This is a genomic window from Enterobacter cloacae complex sp. OE43NF, from assembly GCF_023544405.1.
GTDB lineage: Bacteria > Pseudomonadota > Gammaproteobacteria > Enterobacterales > Enterobacteriaceae > Enterobacter > Enterobacter cloacae.
This window is the reverse complement of record NZ_JAMJFW010000015.1, coordinates 1-17,207: the sequence shown is the minus strand read 5'-3', so window position 1 is coordinate 17,207 and position 17,207 is coordinate 1. Positions and strand designations below refer to the sequence as shown.

Annotated in this window: 21 protein-coding genes; 4 read left to right on the top strand and 17 right to left on the bottom strand. The window is 54.9% G+C overall.

The features are described from left to right. Window positions 1–28: 28 nt before the first annotated feature. From M8370_RS09260 to mutY, 4 genes are all read right to left on the bottom strand, one after another. On the bottom strand, window positions 29–1,285 hold the full coding sequence (locus tag M8370_RS09260) for a nucleoside permease (protein ID WP_013098677.1): 1,257 nt from the start codon (window positions 1,283–1,285) through the stop codon (window positions 29–31). Window positions 1,286–1,575: 290 nt separating this feature from the next. After that, window positions 1,576–2,652 carry a membrane-bound lytic murein transglycosylase MltC gene (gene mltC / locus M8370_RS09255; RefSeq protein ID WP_013098675.1) on the bottom strand — a complete coding sequence of 359 codons (1,077 nt, stop codon included), beginning with the start codon at window positions 2,650–2,652 and terminating at the stop codon, window positions 1,576–1,578. Window positions 2,653–2,708: 56 nt separating this feature from the next. After that, window positions 2,709–2,981 (bottom strand): oxidative damage protection protein, encoded by a 273-nt coding sequence (locus M8370_RS09250; RefSeq protein ID WP_013098674.1) that lies wholly within the window; start codon window positions 2,979–2,981, stop codon window positions 2,709–2,711. Window positions 2,982–3,006: 25 nt separating this feature from the next. Beyond that, on the bottom strand, window positions 3,007–4,059 hold the full coding sequence (gene mutY, locus M8370_RS09245; RefSeq protein WP_250020798.1) for an A/G-specific adenine glycosylase: 1,053 nt from the start codon (window positions 4,057–4,059) through the stop codon (window positions 3,007–3,009). 144 nt (window positions 4,060–4,203) lie between these two features. On the opposite strand from mutY, the gene trmB reads away from it, so the two are divergent. Genes trmB through M8370_RS09230 form a run of 3 tightly spaced genes read left to right on the top strand, consistent with a single transcriptional unit; the run spans window position 4,204 to window position 6,022 of the window. After that, window positions 4,204–4,923, top strand: a complete 720-nt coding sequence (gene trmB, locus M8370_RS09240; protein WP_020689542.1) for a tRNA (guanosine(46)-N7)-methyltransferase TrmB — start codon at window positions 4,204–4,206, stop codon at window positions 4,921–4,923. Beyond that, window positions 4,923–5,249, top strand: coding sequence for a YggL family protein (locus M8370_RS09235; RefSeq protein WP_003862421.1), 327 nt, complete (start codon window positions 4,923–4,925; stop codon window positions 5,247–5,249). Before trmB ends, M8370_RS09235 begins: the two co-directional genes overlap by 1 nt. 56 nt (window positions 5,250–5,305) lie before the next feature. Next, window positions 5,306–6,022 carry a YggN family protein gene (locus M8370_RS09230; protein ID WP_023621456.1) on the top strand — a complete coding sequence of 239 codons (717 nt, stop codon included), beginning with the start codon at window positions 5,306–5,308 and terminating at the stop codon, window positions 6,020–6,022. Between the two features lie 67 nt (window positions 6,023–6,089). On the opposite strand, the gene M8370_RS09225 is transcribed toward M8370_RS09230, so the two are convergent. Genes M8370_RS09225 through M8370_RS09200 form a run of 6 tightly spaced genes read right to left on the bottom strand, consistent with a single transcriptional unit; the run spans window position 6,090 to window position 9,829 of the window. Then, window positions 6,090–6,452: an endonuclease domain-containing protein gene (locus M8370_RS09225; RefSeq protein ID WP_062729661.1), complete on the bottom strand. Its 363-nt coding sequence runs from the start codon at window positions 6,450–6,452 to the stop codon at window positions 6,090–6,092. A gap of 56 nt (window positions 6,453–6,508) precedes the next feature. Next, window positions 6,509–7,657: a radical SAM family heme chaperone HemW gene (gene hemW / locus M8370_RS09220; RefSeq protein WP_020687055.1), complete on the bottom strand. Its 1,149-nt coding sequence runs from the start codon at window positions 7,655–7,657 to the stop codon at window positions 6,509–6,511. Further along, on the bottom strand, window positions 7,650–8,243 hold the full coding sequence (locus M8370_RS09215) for an XTP/dITP diphosphatase (RefSeq protein WP_013098669.1): 594 nt from the start codon (window positions 8,241–8,243) through the stop codon (window positions 7,650–7,652). Before M8370_RS09215 ends, hemW begins: the two co-directional genes overlap by 8 nt. 12 nt (window positions 8,244–8,255) lie before the next feature. Next, complete coding sequence (gene yggU / locus M8370_RS09210; RefSeq protein ID WP_013098668.1) at window positions 8,256–8,543, bottom strand: DUF167 family protein YggU; 288 nt, start codon at window positions 8,541–8,543, stop codon at window positions 8,256–8,258. Then, window positions 8,540–9,106 carry a YggT family protein gene (locus M8370_RS09205; protein ID WP_013098667.1) on the bottom strand — a complete coding sequence of 189 codons (567 nt, stop codon included), beginning with the start codon at window positions 9,104–9,106 and terminating at the stop codon, window positions 8,540–8,542. Before M8370_RS09205 ends, yggU begins: the two co-directional genes overlap by 4 nt. 21 nt (window positions 9,107–9,127) lie before the next feature. After that, a complete protein-coding gene (locus M8370_RS09200; RefSeq protein ID WP_023620785.1) occupies window positions 9,128–9,829 on the bottom strand; it encodes a YggS family pyridoxal phosphate-dependent enzyme in 702 nt (233 codons plus the stop codon). Between the two features lie 17 nt (window positions 9,830–9,846). Between M8370_RS09200 and M8370_RS09195 the strand changes: the two genes are divergently transcribed. Continuing rightward, window positions 9,847–10,827 carry a type IV pilus twitching motility protein PilT gene (locus M8370_RS09195; protein ID WP_029883139.1) on the top strand — a complete coding sequence of 327 codons (981 nt, stop codon included), beginning with the start codon at window positions 9,847–9,849 and terminating at the stop codon, window positions 10,825–10,827. A 10-nt stretch (window positions 10,828–10,837) separates the two neighbouring features. Here the strand turns inward: M8370_RS09195 and ruvX are convergent, their stop codons facing one another. From ruvX to galP, 7 genes are all read right to left on the bottom strand, one after another. Then, window positions 10,838–11,254 (bottom strand): Holliday junction resolvase RuvX, encoded by a 417-nt coding sequence (ruvX, locus tag M8370_RS09190; protein ID WP_006811925.1) that lies wholly within the window; start codon window positions 11,252–11,254, stop codon window positions 10,838–10,840. After that, window positions 11,254–11,814, bottom strand: coding sequence for a YqgE/AlgH family protein (locus M8370_RS09185; protein WP_013098664.1), 561 nt, complete (start codon window positions 11,812–11,814; stop codon window positions 11,254–11,256). The genes ruvX and M8370_RS09185 overlap by 1 nt, the downstream gene beginning before the upstream one ends. Before the next feature lie 86 nt (window positions 11,815–11,900). After that, window positions 11,901–12,848 carry a glutathione synthase gene (gene gshB, locus M8370_RS09180; protein WP_023620782.1) on the bottom strand — a complete coding sequence of 316 codons (948 nt, stop codon included), beginning with the start codon at window positions 12,846–12,848 and terminating at the stop codon, window positions 11,901–11,903. A 19-nt stretch (window positions 12,849–12,867) separates the two neighbouring features. Beyond that, a complete protein-coding gene (gene rsmE, locus M8370_RS09175) occupies window positions 12,868–13,599 on the bottom strand; it encodes a 16S rRNA (uracil(1498)-N(3))-methyltransferase (protein ID WP_155022599.1) in 732 nt (243 codons plus the stop codon). A gap of 52 nt (window positions 13,600–13,651) precedes the next feature. After that, a complete protein-coding gene (gene endA / locus M8370_RS09170) occupies window positions 13,652–14,359 on the bottom strand; it encodes a deoxyribonuclease I (protein WP_246932805.1) in 708 nt (235 codons plus the stop codon). A 94-nt stretch (window positions 14,360–14,453) separates the two neighbouring features. Continuing rightward, window positions 14,454–14,951 carry a SprT family zinc-dependent metalloprotease gene (locus tag M8370_RS09165; protein WP_003860035.1) on the bottom strand — a complete coding sequence of 166 codons (498 nt, stop codon included), beginning with the start codon at window positions 14,949–14,951 and terminating at the stop codon, window positions 14,454–14,456. A gap of 58 nt (window positions 14,952–15,009) precedes the next feature. Next, window positions 15,010–16,407, bottom strand: a complete 1,398-nt coding sequence (galP, locus tag M8370_RS09160) for a galactose/proton symporter (protein ID WP_020687062.1) — start codon at window positions 16,405–16,407, stop codon at window positions 15,010–15,012. Between the last annotated feature and the right edge of the window lie 800 nt (window positions 16,408–17,207).

Here is a 17,207-nt window from a genome sequence, read left to right as displayed (position 1 = left end):
TGGCGGCTTCGCCTACCCGGCACAATAATCAATGCGCGACTGGCTGTGCGCCGTGCGGTTCGCGTACATGCTTGTACTGGAACAGCACGATAAACGCGAAGAACAGCACCAGCGAGTATGCGGCGAAGATAAGCCACACTGGCTGCCAGTCGGTAATGCCGTTGGTGGTATACATCTCAACCACTTTACCGCTCACCACACCGCCCAGGATACAGCCGAAGCCGTTGGTCATCATCAGGAACATACCCTGTGCGCTGGCGCGGATTTCAGGTTTCACCTCTTTTTCCACAAACACCGAACCGGAGATGTTGAAGAAGTCGAAGGCGCAGCCGTAAACAATCATCGACAGAACCAGCAGCACGGTGCCGAACGGGCTTGGGTCGCCGTAGGCGAACAGACCGAAGCGCAGCATCCACGCGGCAATACTGATCAGCATGACGTTCTTGATGCCGTAGCGGCTCAGGAAGAACGGGATGGTCAGGATGAACAGCGTCTCAGAGATCTGCGAGATGGACATCATTACCGAGGCATGTTCAACGATAAAGCTGCCTGAGAACAGCGGGTTATTATCGAAGCTGTGCAGGAAGGTATTGCCGAACATGTTGGTGATTTGCAGTTCCGCGCCCAGCAGCATGGAGAAGATAAAGAAGATCGCCATGCGTTTGTTTTTAAACAGCGCGAAGGCGTCCAGGCCAAGCATGGTGCTCCAGCTCTGGTTTTTCTGCTGGTTAGATACCGGAATATGCGGCAGCGTCAGGGTAAACAGTGCCAGCACCACGGAGAGCGCCGCACCGATGTAGAGCTGCATATGGCTCAGTTCAAAGCCCGCGAAGCTCACGCCCCACATTGCCATAATAAAACCGATGGTGCCCCAGATACGGATAGGCGGGAAGTCGGTCACGATATCCATATCGGCGGATTTCAGGCGGTAGTAGGAGATGGTGTTGATCAGCCCAAGCGTTGGCATGTAGGCCAGCGAGTTAAGCAGGATCACCATAAACATCGCCCCCGGCGTGGTGACCTGGGCTGCCATAAACAGCGTGCCCGCGCCCACCAGGTGGCAAAGCATGTATAGCCATTTCGCACTCAACCATTTATCCGCCACGATCCCCAGCAGCGTTGGCATAAAGACCGCCGCGATACCCAGCGAGCTGTAGACGGCACCGATTGACGCACCATCGAACTTGAGCGTCACAAACATATAGGAGCCGAGTGTAGTCAGCCAGCTACCCCACAGGCAGAACTGCAGAAACGACAATATTTTAAGCTGCAGCTTAAGGTTCATGTTACTTTCCTCACAAGTGAGCGGGAGATATGTTGTTATAGGAACATTCAGGGTTGTTATTTGATGCAATTCTATCAGTTGGCAACGATATGTTTTGTTACCTCCCGCAAAAAAATGCAATCCACATTAATTTGCAGTTTGGATTGTGATGCAAATAACATTTTCGTATGGGTGGGGTGAGATGGGGTAGGTGCGGCCTGATGCCCCCTCACCCTAACCCTCTCCCGCCGGGAGAGGGAACTTGAATACCCTCTCCCTTTGGGAGAGGGCAGGGCGAGGGGTGTTATTTTCTAGCGGCGACGGTAGTTCTTCTGCGCCGTATTCACCTTATACAGATAACGACGGGATTCCGCAGACGGGTGGCGGGTGGTGAGGGTGGCGTACACATCCCCCGGCGCCATGCTGTTGATGATATTTGCGGCCTGCACTTTGTCATTCGAGAAGACGCGTAGCACGCTGCCTGCACCGCCGTTGTACGCGGTAATGACCGCATAGCGACGTGAGGTTGGGTTATCAATCCCGCCCAGATAGACATTATTCAGCATCGCCAGATAGGCCGTACCGGTATCAATGTTGCTTTGCGGGTCAAACAGATAGCTACGGCTCGGCGTGCCGGATTTCCCCTGTGCGCGGAACACGTCTTTACCGGCGCTGTGCTGGACAACCTGCATCAGCCCCAGCGCGTCGGAACGGCTCACGGCGTACGGGTTAAAGGACGATTCGGTCTGCATGATCGCCAGGATCAGCGACTCATCCACGCCATATTTACGTGACGCCTGACGCACCATGCCCAGATACTTATGCGCACGCTTGTCGAGGTGGTTCGGCACCAGGTTAATCGTGACGCTATAAATCACTTTCAGTCCGTTGGTGCGGCTTTTCAGACGCGTTTGCAGCAGATAGTCGGCGAATTTCGTGGCGCGGCCTTCCCAGCGGATAGGCTGACCGGTCTGGTCCACGACCTGACCGTACAGGAACGGCTCTTTAGAAATGGTAATGTCGTCGGCGTCGGAGTAGAGATCGATAGATCCCGGATCGTCGCCCATCAGCAGGGTTTTGATAATGGCCTGCCGTAAATGCGCCGCTGGGTCAGTCCCCGCGATGGTTTCAACCGTGATCGTACCGTCATCGAAGTTGATGTGGCTACGGGTCTGGTAGGCGTCGGTGTACTTAACGTAATCCTTAGGTCCGGCGATAAGAACTTCGTTAAATCCCCATATGTTCTCGATGTTGTGGGCAAACTGCCCCATCAAAATATCAAAACCGTTGGTGTCCTTAACCCAGGCTTCGTTGTATTCATCGCCTTTTTTGGATGAACACGAGACAAGCAACGGCGCAACAAGGGCTAGCGCTAAAATTTTTTTCATCATTCCGGGAGTGCGTGTTGTGTTTGCTTGAACGGCGGGGTTTCCCCCGCGCGCTGTTATTTTTCCGGCGGCGTATAGCCTTCGATGTGCACGTCTTTACCTTCGAACAGGAAGTTCACCATCTCCTGCTCCAGCAGCTTGCGGTGTTCCGGGTTCATCATGCTGAGTTTTTTCTCGTTAATCAGCATGGTCTGTTTTTTCTGCCACTGTCCCCAGGCTTCTTTGGAGATCTCGTTATAAATGCGCTTACCCAGTTCGCCCGGATAGAGCTGGAAGTCCTGGCCTTCAGCGTCGCGCTGCAGGAAAGTACAAAAAATGGTTCTGGCCATACTCATTCCTCTTTTTTAGCCGATGCTAAACCATTGCACCGGCACGTAATTGTTGTAACAGGCGCTCCACGGGAGCCGCCAGCCCGACTGATGGCGGTTGCGCTAAGTTATACCAGAGAGCGGTGCCTTCATCCATGCACGAGGCGAAGGAGGACACGGGAAGCCACATCGGCACAATATCCAGATGGAAATGGCTGAAAGTGTGGCGAAACGCGGTCTGCTGCGTCAGGTTATCGGCAGCAATGCCGCGCTGTTTAAGCCAGGCCCGGAGCGTGGCCTCATCTTCAAACTGTGGGAAGCAGTATAGACCACCCCAGAGGCCGCTCGGCGGGCGCTGCGCCAGAAAGACCTCGTCCCCGTGCTGCATCAACAGCATGTAACCGGTGCGCTCCGGCAGCCTCTGCTTCGGCTTTTTACCGGGATACTGCGCCCAGGAATGATTTGCGTACGCCACGCACAGGTTATTGAGCGGGCAGAGCTCGCATTTTGGTTTCGAGCGGGTGCAGACCATCGCACCGAGATCCATCATCGCCTGGTTAAACCGCTCCACGCCCTTTGCCGGGGTCACCGCTTCGCTGATCTCCCACAGCCGCTTTTCGACCTCTTTTTTCCCCGGCCAGCCGTCAACCGCATAGCAACGTGCCAGCACGCGCTTCACGTTACCGTCAAGGATCGGGAAATGTTTGCCGAGGGACAGTGAGAGGATGGCACCCGCGGTGGATCGCCCAACGCCGGGTAAATCCGCCACCTCGTCGAAGGTTTCCGGGAATTTACCGTTGTGGCGCGTCGCGACCTGCTGCGCGGCTTTGTGCAGATTGCGCGCGCGGGCGTAGTAGCCAAGCCCTGTCCACAGGTGCAGCACCTCGTCTAACGGCGCGTTGGCCAGATCGGTTACCGTGGGAAAGCGCGCCATAAAACGCTCAAAGTAAGGGATCACCGTGGCAACCTGCGTTTGTTGCAACATCACTTCGGAGAGCCATACTTTGTAAGGCGTTTTTTCAATTTGCCAGGGCAGGGTTTTACGCCCGTATTTGTCGTACCAGTCCAGCACCTGGGCTGAAAATTGAGAGGCTTGCATGGTCATCGATTCGTATAATCAGGGACGCCGATTGCAGCACAGCGTCAATCTGCTGTAAACCGGATCTTTCCCATGCTTGCATAGAAGCCTTAACTTTGGATAATGCCCGTTTCCCGAACATTCTCACAAGCAGACAACTCTTTTATGAAAAACGACGTCATTTCACCGGAATTTGATGAAAACGGTCGCCCGCTGCGCCGTATTCGCAGCTTTGTCCGCCGTCAGGGTCGCCTGACAAAAGGGCAGCAACACGCGCTGGACAACTACTGGCCGGTGATGGGCGTTGAGTTCAGCGAGCAGCCGCTCGACTTTGCCGACCTGTTCGGTCGCGATGCGCCAGTGACCCTGGAGATCGGCTTTGGTATGGGCACCTCGCTGGTGACCATGGCGAAAGCCCGCCCGGAGCAGAACTTCCTCGGCATAGAAGTGCATTCTCCAGGCGTTGGCGCGTGTCTGGCCACCGCCCACGAAGAGGGGGTCGAGAACCTGCGCGTGATGTGTCACGACGCGGTAGAAGTGCTGCACAAAATGATTCCTGACAATTCTTTGAACATGGTTCAGCTCTTTTTCCCTGACCCGTGGCACAAAGCACGTCATAATAAGCGCCGTATCGTTCAGGCGCCGTTTGCTGAGCTGGTAAAAAGTAAGCTGAAACTGGGCGGTGTCTTCCATATGGCGACCGACTGGGAACCGTATGCGGAACATATGCTGGAAGTGATGTCGTCTCTGGACGGGTATAAAAACCAGTCAGAGAGCAACGACTATGTACCGCGTCCGGAATCGCGTCCGGTAACGAAATTTGAACAGCGTGGCCATCGTCTTGGTCACGGCGTATGGGACTTAATGTTCGAGAGGGTGAAATAATGGCAAAGAATCGTAGCCGTCGTCTGCGTAAAAAGATGCACATCGAAGAATTCCAGGAAGTGGGCTTCTCCGTTGCCTGGCGTTTCCCGGAAGGCACCAGCGTTGAGCAGATCGATCAGGACGTTGATGCGTTCATCAACGAGGTGATCGAGCCAAACAAGCTGGCCTTCGACGGTAGCGGCTATCTGGCGTGGGAAGGTCTTATCTGCACCCAGGAAGTGGGTAAATGCACCGAAGAACATCAGGCGCTGGTACGTAAATGGCTTGAAGACCACAAACTGGAAGATGTTCGCGTCAGCGAACTTTTCGACGTTTGGTGGGACTAATAAAGAAGTCAGGGGCCAGCATTAGCTGGCCCATTTTGTCTGAGGGAGTGTTAAAGATGCGCAAAACGTTGCTGGCTGTTGTCTTAATGGCAACCGGATTCACCGCCCATGCGGAGTATAAATGTAGCGTCACCCCGCGTGATGACGTGGTGTTAAGTCCGCAAACCGTTCAGGTTAAAGGTGAGAACGGCAATCTGGTCATCACGCCGCAGGGTGATGTCACGTTCAATGGCAAACAGTACAACCTGACCGCCGCGCAGCGTGAGCAGGCCAGAGACTACCAGGCCGATTTGCGTACCGCGCTGCCGTGGATTGACGAAGGCGCGCTGACCCGCGTTGAGAAAGGCCGCGTTGCGCTGGATAAGATCATTACCAAAGAGGTGGGTGAGAGCAGCAACATGCGCACCCGCCTGACGAAGCTCGACAAACAGCTGAAAGAGCAGATGAACCGGATTATCGAGCATCGTACCGACGGCCTGACGTTCCACTACAAAGCGATTGATCAGGTGCGTGCTGACGGCCAGCAGCTGGTGAATCAGGCCATGGGCGGCATCCTGCAGGACAGCATTAACGAGATGGGCGCCAAAGCGGTACTGAAAGGCGGCGGTAACCCGCTGCAGGGCGTGCTGGGTAGCCTGGGCGGTCTGCAGACCTCGATTCAGAACGAGTGGAAGAATCAGGAAGCCGATTTCCAGCAGTTCGGTAAAGACGTGTGTAAACGCGTGGTGTCGCTGGAAGATAGCAGGAAGGCGCTGGTGGGTACGTTGAAGTAATTAACTTCACCCCTCACCCTAACCCTCTCCCCAAGGGGGCGAGGGAATGGTTTGCTCCCTCTCCCTTTCAGGGAGAGGGCCGGGGTGAGGGTAGTAGCATTTGCAGGGTTTCCCGTATTTGTTCTAATACCGCCTCTTCGTTGTCCCAGAGTTCGTTATTCCAGAATCGAATGACATGCCAGCCTTTCTCGTTAAGCCAACGTGTCCTTTGACGATCGTATTCTTGCTTTTCGTCATGCTGCCCGCCATCTAACTCAACTGCCAAACGTGCTTTGCAGCATGCGAAATCCAGAATGTAGTGACCTACCGGATGTTGTCGACGAAATTTATAATTTTCGAAACGGCGGCTGCGAAGTAAATACCACAGTCGTCTCTCTTCCTTCGTCAGTTCGCGTCTGAGCTGTTTTGCATAAGAATATATAATTTCCATCCCCACACTCTGCCAGCCTTTCCCTTAGCTGGCAGAACGGGATGCACAATCCTGAATCAGCCTTCAGATTCTTCGGCGAGGAACAGCTCAAGAAGGGAGTTTAAGAACAGTTTGCCGTGCTCGGTGATCTGCCAGTATTCCTCACATTCCGTGAGATACCCCTGTGCCAGCGCCTCGTCAATTTGTGGGCGAATCACGGTTTCCGGCAACCCGGTATAAAGGGCAAACTCTTTACGCGGCGCGGCTTCCAGCAGGCGGAAGCGGTTCATAAAGAACTCAAACGGCTTATCCACCGCCTCGACATCGTGCTGACGTTCGAGATAACGACCTTCCATATACCCGCGCGGATGGCGCGTTTTTGCGGTACGCAGGATACGCCCGTCAGGGAACGTCACTTTACCGTGAGCGCCGCAGCCAATGCCCAGATAGTCGCCAAAGCGCCAGTAGTTCAGGTTGTGCTGGCACTGGTAGCCCGGCTTCGCATAGGCCGACGTTTCGTACTGCTGATAGCCTGCGGCGGTCAACAGTTGATGGCCCTGCTCAAAGATATCCCACAGCGCATCGTCATCCGGCAGCACCGGCGGACGAGAGCCAAACAGCGTATTGGGCTCGATGGTCAGCTGATACCACGAAAGATGCGGCGGGTTTAGGGCAATCGCCTGACGCAAATCGTCCAGCGCCTCTTCCAGCGACTGATCCGGCAGGCCGTGCATCAGGTCGAGGTTAAAACTGCGCAGACCCAGCCCAGTAGCCAGCTTTGCCGCCCGCTTCGCCTCTTCCGGGCCGTGAATACGCCCCAGTCGTTTTAACTTCGGCTCGCTAAAGCTCTGCACGCCGATGGAAATCCGGTTCACGCCCGCCCGCTGATACTCGACAAAACGGTCGGCCTCAACGGTACCGGGGTTGGCTTCCATCGTAATTTCAGCATCCGCTGCCAGATTCAGGCGCGCACGCACGCCGTCCAGCAGCGTCTGCATCGCCGGGCCTGACAGCAGGCTCGGCGTACCGCCACCAATAAAAATGGTCTTCACTTCACGTCCCTGTGCGTAAGGTACATCGGCATCCAGGTCGGCCAGCAGATGCGCAACGTAATCATCGTGCGGCACTTCACCTTTCAGCGCATGCGAGTTGAAATCGCAGTACGGACATTTCTGCACGCACCAGGGGATATGAATATAAAGACTCAGAGGCGGCAAATTAGCCATTACGCAGGGCTTCCAGTAACAGTTTCAGGGCGCGTCCTCGGTGGGAAATCGCGCTTTTCTCTTCGCGGGTCAGTTCCGCAGCGGTTTTGCCCTCAGTCGGGACAAAGAAAATCGGATCGTAGCCAAAGCCGCCGTTACCGGCTGCTTCACGGGTAATCACCCCCGGCCAGCTGCCGTGGCAGACGACAGGCGTGGGGTCTTCAGCGTGACGCATATAAACCAGCACGCAGTGGAACTGCGCGGTACGCTGTTCGTCTGGCACATCCTTCAGGGCGACAAGCAGCTTTTCCAGATTCTGCTGGTCGGTGGCGTCCACGCCTGAATAGCGGGCAGAGTAAATGCCCGGAGCACCGCCCAGAAAATCAACCGCCAGACCGGAATCATCGGCAATCGCGGGCAGGCCGGTGACCTGTGCGGCATGGCGTGCTTTGAGGATCGCGTTTTCGATAAACGTCAGGCCGGTCTCTTCGGCGGACTCCACGCCCAGCTCGGTCTGCGCCACCACATCCAGCCCAAAATCATTTAATAGCGAGGCCAGCTCGCGCACTTTACCGGCGTTGCCGGTAGCGAGAACAACTTTCTGCATCGTTTTATCCTGTTAAATCAGAGCCGCGACTTCCGTCGGGATGGATTGCGGATTAAGGATTTTTACCTGTTTATGCCGCCCAAGTTCACCCTTTTCTATGATGACCTGGCTTTTAGCAACGCGAAACTGTTTTGCCAGATATTTGGTCAGATGCGCATTTGCCTGGCCATCTACCGGTGGGGCGGTGATGGCGACTTTTAACTCGTCGCCATGCAGTCCAACAATATTGTCACGGCTGGCTTTCGGCTGAATATACAGCCGTAAAACCAGCCCATCAGCGCAGGTGCTTACTGCACTCATAGCGCCATCCACAGCCCCGGCAGCAGCATATCGCCCGTGGACTGTAACAGCTCGGCAATGCCCATATTAACGACATACAGCAGCAGAACCAGGATCATCGGGGAAAAGTCGATGCCGCCCATTGACGGGAGCAGGTTGCGGATAGGGCGCAGCAGCGGTTCCGCCAGCTGAATCAGTGCATATTCCACCGGGCTGCGGCCCTGGCTGACCCAACTCATGATGGCCATGACCAGCAGCACCCAGAAGATCAGCAGACCGATGGTTTTAATCAGGATCAGGACGGCAGCAATCCAGATGATCGGCTGGAAGGTGATGACCATAAACAGCACAATCGCTTTGATAACGCTCAGAATAAACGCTACCAGCAGAGATGCGCTGTCAATGGGGCCCATCGCCGGAATAATACGGCGCAGCGGCCCCACAACAGGTTGGGTGATTTTCACGACAAACTGCGAGAACGGGTTATAAAAATCACAGCGGGCCCACTGCATCCAGACGCGCAGCAAAAGCGCCATCGTATACAGCTCAATGACCGTTGAGAGCAGGAAAGTCAACGTCTTCATGGCGTTCCTCAGGTTTCCTTATTATTGGGTGTAGTCGCGCGCACCGAAAATTGCCGTGCCGATGCGCACCATAGTGCTGCCTGCCGCGATGGCGGCTTCCATATCATCCGACATGCCCAGAGAAAGCGTGTCTACCGTTTCGTAGCGCGCTTTAAGCGCCCCAAATGCTACAGCCATTTGCTGTGCCACGGCAAACTGCCTTTCATAACTTGACTCAGGCGCCGGGATTGCCATCAAACCGCGCAGGGTTAAGCGCGGCAGTGCGGCCACTTCAGCCGCCAGCGCATCCAGCTCGCTCAGCGCAATGCCGGACTTGCTGTTTTCATCACTGATGTTGATTTGAATCAGCACGTTAAGCGCGGGCATCTCCGCCGGGCGCTGATCGTTCAGACGTGTGGCAATGCGCAGACGGTCGATGGTATGGCACCAGTCAAAGTGCTCTGCCACCAGACGGCTTTTATTCGACTGCAGTGGGCCAATAAAGTGCCATTGCAGGCCGGTATTCCCCTGCTCCTGGAAGTAGCGAATTTTATCCACGCCTTCCTGCACGTAGTTTTCACCAAATGCACGCTGGCCTGCATCAATCGCTTCTGCGATGGCGCTCGCAGGCTTGGTTTTGCTCACTGCAAGTAACGTAATTTCTTCTGAAGCACGGCCGCAACGTGTTGCTGCGGCTGAGATTTTGTCCCGGACCTGTGCCAGGTTATGCGCAATGTTGTTCATTTTCCGAGGAGTAATGTATGGATGTGGAAGAAATTGTGGCCCTTAGTGTAAAGCATAATGTCTCCGATCTACACCTGTGCAGTGATTCGCCACCGCGCTGGCGCAGAGTAGGCCGCCTTGAACCGGCTCCCTTTCCCTCTCCCGATGTGGATGCGTTACTGAAAACGTGGCTCAACGATGAGCAGCAGGGGGCATGGTGGGCAAGCGGGCAGGTGGATTTTGCCGTGACCCTTACGGGAAACCAGCGCCTGCGCGCAAGCGCCTTTAAACAGATGAAGGGCAACTCCATCACGCTACGCCTGTTGCCCCGGGCCTGTCCGCAGCTCTCCGCCCTGGGGGTTCCCCGGGCTATCCCGGAACTCTTATCCCACGACAGCGGGCTGATACTGGTGACGGGGGCAACCGGCAGCGGCAAATCTACCACCCTTGCGGCAATGGTGGATTTTCTTAATCACCAGACGGATGGGCATATTCTGACGCTGGAAGATCCGGTGGAGTTTGTCTATCAGAGCGAACGTTGCCTGATTCAGCAGCGGGAGATCGGCCTGCACAGTCCCTCATTTGCCGAGGCGCTGCGCGCTGCGTTGCGTGAAGATCCGGATGTCATCCTGCTGGGAGAACTGCGCGACAGCGAAACGATCCGCCTGGCGCTGACGGCCGCTGAAACCGGGCATCTGGTGCTGGCGACGCTGCATACGCGCGGTGCCTCTCAGGCGATTGAACGGCTGGTCGATACGTTCCCGGCGCAGGAGAAAGACCCGGTGCGTAATCAGCTGGCCGGCAGCCTGCGGGCGGTGCTGGCGCAAAGACTGCTTCCCGACCTGCAGGGTGGGCGCGTCGCGCTGTATGAACTGCTGGTGAATACGCCAGCGGCAGCGAACCTTATCCGCGAAGGTAAAACGTGGCAGTTGCCCGGGATTATTCAAACCGGTCAGCAGGCGGGGATGCAGAACTTTGACCAAAGCCTGGCAGAGCGACGGGCGCAGGGGCGGTTGTAAGCCCCGGCGCTCAGTAACCCTGTTCGAAATAGCTTTCGAGGATAATGACGGCAGAAGCCGAATCGACGCTGCCTTTGTTGAGTGCGCGGAAACCCCCGTGCTCAAACAGGCCGGCACGCGCTTCGACGGTACTCAATCGTTCGTCGTGGAGTTTCACGGAAACGCCAAAGCGACCGTGGATTTTATTGGCAAACTTACGCGCGCGGGCGGTAAGCGGCTGTTCAGTGCCATCCATGTTCAGCGGCAGACCGACAATCACATCGTCTGGCTGCCACTCTTTGAGCAGACGCTCAATGAGGTTCCAGTCTGGTGTGCCGTCGTTCGCCTTAAGGGCCGTGAGCGGGCGAGCGGTGCCGGTGATACGCTGGCCGACGGCGACGCCAATGCTTTTCGTGCCAAAGTCGAAGGCCAGAAGTGTGCCGCTCATTACGCGTGCCCCGCTACGCCTGGCATGGTCAGAATATCAATGCCAATCAGTTTCGCCGCATCACGCCAGCGATCGGCGATAGGGGTTTTAAACAGGATATTCATATCCGCAGGTGCGGTGAGCCAGGCGTTATCCAGGATCTCCTGTTCAAGCTGACCCTTCTCCCAGGAGGCGTAACCCAGTGCCACCAGCACTTCGGAAGGCTGCTCTGCGGTGCCCAGCGTTTCCAGCACATCGCGGGAGGTGGTGATTACCGTGTTGTCAGAGATACGAATACTGGAAGAGAAAATGGGCGGCGTATGCAGGATAAACCCGCGATCCTCTGCAAGGGGGCCACCCAGCATTACCGGTTTATCAAGACGGATTTCCGGCAGGCGCGCTTCAGCTGTAATTTTCAGCTTTTCCAGAATCCCTTCAACCTGCAGGTTTTCCAGCGGTTTGTTGATGATAATGCCCATCGCGCCGTCTTCATTGTATTCACAAATATAAACCACGGAGCGGCGGAAAATCGGGTCCTGGAGAGCAGGCATGGCAATAAGAAAGTGATGCTGTAAATTCATTGTCAGAGGTACTGTTTCCTGGTTTAAAAAGCGACAGCCCCAGTATGCGGACAAACCGGGGTGCTGTCACTAATAGTATTGGTAAGTTATTTCTGGAGACGTTTTTCGATGGCGTCCATCAGCATTCCGGTGATCGAGACCGGGAATTCCGCTTCAATTTCACGAATGCAGGTCGGGCTGGTAACGTTCACTTCGGTCAGACGATCGCCAATGATATCCAGGCCAACAAAGATCAGGCCTTTGGCTTTCAGCGTTGGGCCGACGCGGCGGGCAATTTCCCAGTCGCTTTCGGTTAACGGACGCGGTTCGCCACGGCCACCGGCCGCCAGATTGCCACGGGTTTCGCCCCCCTGCGGGATACGTGCCAGGCAGTAAGGCACGGGTTCGCCATCCACGATCAGGACGCGTTTATCGCCGTCTTTAATCGCGGGCAGATAGTTCTGTGCCATGCAGTAACGCGTACCCAGTTCGGTCAGCGTTTCGGCAATCACGCCGATATTCGGGTCGCCTTCTTTTACGCGGAAAATAGACGCACCGCCCATACCGTCCAACGGCTTCATGATGATATCACCGTGCTTCTGCCAGAATGCCTTAAGCTGTGTTTTGCTGCGGGTCACCAGCGTTTCCGGCGTCAGATCGGAGAACCAGGCGGTGTAGAGCTTCTCGTTGCAGTCGCGCAGGCTCTGCGGTTTATTAACGATAAGCGTCCCTTTTTCTTCTGCGCGCTCAAGGATATAGGTGCAGTAGATATATTCGGTGTCGAACGGAGGATCTTTACGCATCAGGATGACGTTGAGATCGGCGAGCGCAATATCCTGCTCGCTGCCGAATTCGTACCATTTGTCGTAATTCTGCTCGACGTTAACGATGCGGGTGCGTGCGCGGGCTTCACCGTTGATCAGATAAAGATCGTTCATCTCCATATAGTGGAGCTCATAGCCGCGTCGCTGCGCTTCCAGCAGCATGGCGAAGCTGGAATCTTTCTTGATGTTAATGTTTGCGATGGGGTCCATCACGATGCCGAGCTTGATCATGTTCTTCTCCGTTAATGGGTCAACCCAGATCGCCAAACCGCACCTGTAGCGCGGTGATGGCTGTGAGTGCCGTTGTCTCAGTGCGCAGAACGCGAGGTCCCAACAGAATATCAGTAAACTGGTAACGCGCCGTCATGGCAATTTCATCTGCCGACAGGCCGCCTTCCGGGCCAATCAGCAGGCGTACACGCTCAACGGGCAGCGGCAACGTATTGATGCTGGCGCTGGCGCGCGGATGGAGATTGAGCTTGAGCCCGCTCTCCTCTTCTGCACACCAGTCTTCCAGGTCCATCGCCGGGCGGATCTCCGGAATACGGTTGCGGCCACTCTGTTCGCAGGCAGCAATGGCAATTTTCTGCCACTGCTGGATCTTCTTGTTCAGACGTTCCGCGTCCAGTTTAACGCCGCAGCGCTCAGAAAAAAGTGGCGTAATGAGGCTTACACCCAGTTCAATGGATTTCTGAATGGTGAACTCCATCTTTTCCCCGCGCGACATCACCTGGCCCAGATGAATGTGCAGCGGCGATTCACGGTCATTGATTTCGCCGCGCAGCACATTGACGTGCACGCTTTTTTTATCCGCCCGCGTAATTTCCGCGTCGAAAACCTGGTTGGAGCCGTCAAACAGCTGAATCGCCTGGCCTGGCCCCATGCGCAGCACGCGGCCAACGTGGTTGGCGGCATCGTCAGACAGGGCGATTTCGCGGCCAGCGGTAATCAGTTCAGGGTGATAGATGCGAGGAATACGCATAGTCAAAAATTCCATGTGTCATGCTGTGTAAGCGAATTGCCGCTAGTGTAGGTTAGCTCTTTTGCGCCTGGCAAGCCCGCTGGACGTAAGGGTTATGATTCCCCTGGACCCTGGCGATGCGTTCGTCGCGCTGACATTCCCACTCGGTGACCGGGTATTGTTTATTCCAGGCGTTAAACAGTTGGGTTTGCTGGCGGGAAAGGTTGAGGTTGTAACGATCGCGCATATAGAAGTACGTGCGGGCAATGCTGCCGCGTGCCCGGGCGGGTGGCTCAGCGACTTTCTCTTTAAAATCAACCTTCATACCGCACTGGCCGTACTGACCTTCGCCACCGTTCCACTGGCTGTACATAAAGTTGCCGCGATCGCCATTGACTTCGCCAACCGCCGGCTGCAGGTTGTGCATATCGCTTTCCATCTGACGATAGACCGGATCTTTGGCGCAGTTTTTACGTCCGCCATCCTGCCAGCACTGGCGCTGATGGCCAAACTGCCATGCCGGAACCACATGCTCCCACTCGATGCGGCTGGCGCGGTTTTCGTTTTTACGCACCTTATAGCCGCAGGATCCAAGGTCAACGATCCCTTTTTTACCCTGCCAGTTAATTTTGCAACCACAGTAGAAATCGCCCGGCACGTCAGCGTTGACCTTCACGCCTGCCGCTTTGGCCTGGGAAAAACTGTTGATACCGTCGGCCAGAGCCTGGCCGGAGAGGGCCGTTGTCAAAAAGGCAACCGCGAGAGAGAAATTACGGGACATCTTACACTCCGTGTCAAAACGAGCCCGCAACGTAGCGAAAGTTGTTCCGGTATGCAATCAGCCAGATCAGGAAAGTTCCTGAAAGTTCAGTTGGTTATTCTGCGACCAGTGGCTCGCCGCACTTCACGCAGCGGTAGGTTGCCTCGCCGCGTACCACACGATTATGGCGACGAACGGTGAGCTGATGCTGCTGGCACTGGCAGCGGTAGGGGAAGGTATTACGGCGTACCGATTCCAGTTCAAACTGATGAGTACGGCGTGCCGGAACGCCGAGTACCGCCTCCATCATCCATTTCCACTCTTTGCCGTGCGGAGCCACGCGGCCGAAGTGTTTCCATACCAGAAGGTGTGCCAGTTCGTGCGGTACCACCTCCTCGATAAACGCCTGCTGGTTTTCCATCATCAGAACCGGGTTCAGGCGGATCTCATAGGATTCCAGCCAGGCGGTACCCGCCGCGGTTCCTCGCTGCTGGTAGACGAGTTTCGGCTCCGGATAATTACGGCCGAGCTTCAGGTTGGCCTGGGCGAGTTTTTCCCGCAGGCTGCGCATAACGGCTTGCTGAATGGCGATGGGGAGACGGGGTGCTTTCATAGGGGCAGAGCATAAAGCGCGAAGCGGGGAGGCGCAAGAGGCGCCTCCCGCAAGAGGATTAGTCGTGTGCGCCAATTTCGCGCAGCGGACGACCTTTCATCAGATTACGTTCAATGTGTTCCAGTGAAACGTGTTTGGTTTCAGGAACCAGCCAGACGGTGAGAACAATAAAGAACAGGTTCAGACCGGCGTAGACCCAGAAGGTGTTCGCATTGCCCAGCGTGTTGAGCATGGTGAGGAACGTGGCACCGACGATCATGTTGGCAATCCAGTTGGTCGCGGTAGAGCAGGTGATACCGAAATCACGCCCTTTCAACGGCTGGATTTCAGAGCACAGCACCCAAATCAGCGGACCGGCACTCATTGCAAACCCGACAATAAACATCAGCAGCATACCTACCGCCAGGTACTGCGCGGTTGGAGAGTGAATGCCCATATGCATCATGGTACCGAGAATCCCCATACCGGCGGCCATCACCAGGAAGCCCAGGGTCAGCGTTGGCTTACGTCCCCAGCGGTCGACCAGACCGATGGCGATGAAAGTCGCCAGCACGTTGGTTAGCCCCACGATCACGGTGCCCCACATCTGCTCGGTGGTATTGGTATAACCCGCCAGTTCAAAGATTTTTGGCGCGTAATACATGATGACGTTCATCCCGGTGAACTGCTGCATTACCTGTAACAGCACGCCAAGGAACACCGCGCGGCGGAAGTTGCTGTTCTCTTTGAACAGCGCCCAGCCAGACTGTTTCACCTTCAGGCTTTCGCGGATCTCTTCCAGCTCGTTCTTCGCCTCTGCGCTGGTATCTCGCAGGCGTAAGAGTACCCGTTCAGCATCGTGGAAGCGGCGTTTGGCGGCAAACCAGCGCGGGCTGTCCGGCAGGAAGAAGACGCCAATCAGCAGCAGAACGGCTGGAATGATGATCACGCCCAGCATCCAGCGCCATGCGCCGCTGTAGCTGAACGCGGTATCGGACAGGTAAGCGCCCAGAATACCGATGGTGATCATCAGCTGGTACATCGAAATCATACTGCCGCGAATTTTCTCCGGCGCGATTTCTGACAGGTAAAGCGGCGCGGTATAAGACGCGACGCCCACGGCCAGCCCCAACAGCACGCGGGAAAGAATAAGCACTTCAACATTAGGGGCGGCGGCAGAGAAGAGGGAACCGGCAACGAAGAGGATCGCGCCAATCATCAGGCTCTTTTTACGTCCCAGCTTGAAAGAGAGCCAGCCGCTGCCGACGGCACCAACGGCAGCGCCAAACATCATGGAACTGACCACCCATTCCTGGGTGTGTGCGTTAATCTGGAATTCGTCTGCGATGAAGGGAAGAGCGCCGGCAATCACGCCGATATCCAGGCCAAAGAGTAATCCTGCCAGGGCGGCAAGGAAGCAGACGAAGAAAGTCATCGCCTTGTTGGACGTACGCCCCTGTTTATTATTGTCAGGCATTATGCCCTCCAGTTGGGTTATCAGTTTTATCGATGTTAAGGGTAGGTGAGCGCCCCGTAAAAATATGTGAGACAAATCACAATGGTGTAATCGGTTACACTAAGCTGCAACCGTAAAAATAATTAAAGCTTTGAAAATATAGAGGTAAATTAATTGATGTGCATCGCGTTTGTTTGAATTTCAGACTTAACTGAAAGGAAATGTAACAGCAGAAGAAAGGCGATCATGCAAAGAGAATATTCTGAAAGTGGGGTATAGAAAGTGAGGTGTAAGCGGTTCCAAACATTGCCGCCACCCGACATAAAAAAGGCCAGCATACTTGAGTATACAGTTAATAGGGTGTTTATTGATTGTAACTTGAAAATAATTATTACATATCAATGTGTTGGCCTGCATCTTAAGAGTACACACTGTGTATATCGGTGTGTACGATTTTCTTCCTAAAGATTTCAAAGGTGGCGGCCATGCTGCCTCATACACCTTACTATTGTGTCTTAATAATGTAACTATTCACATTTAAACTAAATGAATATCATTAGTATTAGGCGACAATAACTCAGTCCGGAGTGTTGTCTAATAATGATTTTTTATATGCATACTACCTTCATATTTTCTGTTCTATTGCTCGCAGTTATTCATCACATTTATTCAGCTCCCATGCGTAAAATGCACTCAGGTCCTTAAACAGGCATCCCTCGTCTGCTAATCAGTTGATATTGATATGAAGTGTTTCTACAGATACTCCAGGCGCTGAGATGTAAAGGACTCGCAGGATCTGCATTTTTATCTTGTCGGCTGTT